9 tRNA genes and 1 rRNA gene are annotated in these 1,290 nt (G+C 48.1%); all 10 read left to right on the forward strand.

Annotated elements, in window-relative coordinates:
* Positions 1–194: 194 nt before the first annotated feature.
* The 10 genes from rrf to ACVYAD_RS24990 all read left to right on the forward strand — a co-directional run bounded on the left by rrf (position 195) and on the right by ACVYAD_RS24990 (position 1,154).
* A 5S ribosomal RNA gene (gene rrf / locus ACVYAD_RS24945) occupies positions 195–310 on the forward strand.
* A gap of 10 nt (positions 311–320) precedes the next feature.
* A tRNA-Val gene (locus ACVYAD_RS24950) sits at positions 321–396 on the forward strand.
* 3 nt (positions 397–399) lie between these two features.
* Positions 400–475 (forward strand) — tRNA-Thr (locus ACVYAD_RS24955).
* A 6-nt stretch (positions 476–481) separates the two neighbouring features.
* Positions 482–557, forward strand: a tRNA-Lys gene (locus ACVYAD_RS24960).
* Between the two features lie 21 nt (positions 558–578).
* Positions 579–663 (forward strand) — tRNA-Leu (locus ACVYAD_RS24965).
* 46 nt (positions 664–709) lie between these two features.
* A tRNA-Gly gene (locus ACVYAD_RS24970) sits at positions 710–784 on the forward strand.
* Positions 785–789: 5 nt separating this feature from the next.
* A tRNA-Leu gene (locus ACVYAD_RS24975) sits at positions 790–878 on the forward strand.
* 18 nt (positions 879–896) lie between these two features.
* Positions 897–973: transfer RNA gene (locus ACVYAD_RS24980), tRNA-Arg, on the forward strand.
* 10 nt (positions 974–983) lie between these two features.
* A tRNA-Pro gene (locus tag ACVYAD_RS24985) sits at positions 984–1,060 on the forward strand.
* Between the two features lie 18 nt (positions 1,061–1,078).
* A tRNA-Ala gene (locus ACVYAD_RS24990) sits at positions 1,079–1,154 on the forward strand.
* Positions 1,155–1,290 lie beyond the last annotated feature (136 nt).

Genomic DNA, 1,290 nt, shown 5'->3' on the forward strand with positions numbered 1-1,290 from the left:
GATGAGGTAGATAGGTTCGAGGTGGAAGTGTGGTGACACATGGAGCTGACGAATACTAATCGATCGAGGACTTAACCAAAATGTTTGAAACATTCAATGCACCGTTTATCCAGTTTTGAAAGAACAAGAAAGTTTTAAAAAAAAGCTTGCAATTATAACGAAATGTGTTATAATAAATCTTGTCTTTAAAATAGTCTAGTGATGATGGCAAAGAGGTCACACCCGTTCCCATACCGAACACGGAAGTTAAGCTCTTTAGCGCCGATGGTAGTTGGGGGCTTCCCCCTGCGAGAGTAGGACGTCGCTAGGCATAATACCCAGGAGGATTAGCTCAGCTGGGAGAGCACCTGCCTTACAAGCAGGGGGTCGGCGGTTCGAGCCCGTCATCCTCCACCATTTGCCGGTGTAGCTCAGTTGGTAGAGCAACTGACTTGTAATCAGTAGGTCGTGGGTTCGACTCCTATCGCCGGCACCATAGTTTGAGCCATTAGCTCAGTTGGTAGAGCATCTGACTTTTAATCAGAGGGTCGAAGGTTCGAGTCCTTCATGGCTCACCATTTAAATTGCCAACAAAATATGCGGGTGTGGCGGAATTGGCAGACGCACTAGACTTAGGATCTAGCGCCGCAAGGCGTGGGGGTTCGACTCCCTTCACCCGCACCATTTTTCAAATTTAATAATTGCCAGGATAAATAAATCTTATGCACATGCGGAAGTAGTTCAGTGGTAGAACACCACCTTGCCAAGGTGGGGGTCGCGAGTTCGAACCTCGTCTTCCGCTCCAAATGTGCCGGGGTGGCGGAACTGGCAGACGCACAGGACTTAAAATCCTGCGGTAGGTGACTACCGTGCCGGTTCGATTCCGGCCCTCGGCACCATTTTATTTTTAATAATTAGCGCCCGTAGCTCAATTGGATAGAGCGTCTGACTACGGATCAGAAGGTTGTGGGTTCGACTCCTGCCGGGCGCGCCAATAAAACAAACGGGAAGTAGCTCAGCTTGGTAGAGCACTTGGTTTGGGACCAAGGGGTCGCAGGTTCGAATCCTGTCTTCCCGACCATTTCCTAAAAATATATATGGGGCCTTAGCTCAGCTGGGAGAGCGCCTGCCTTGCACGCAGGAGGTCAGCGGTTCGATCCCGCTAGGCTCCACCAATCAAAACAAATGAACCTTGAAAACTGAACAAGCAAAACGTAATCAATAAAGTTTTTAGTAGCTAACCTTGAGTTGGTGAACGAAACAAAATTTTGGACATCAAACATGATGCCAGCAAAACAATTTGAGCTAATC

Source organism: Lysinibacillus sp. G1-3, from assembly GCF_056322905.1.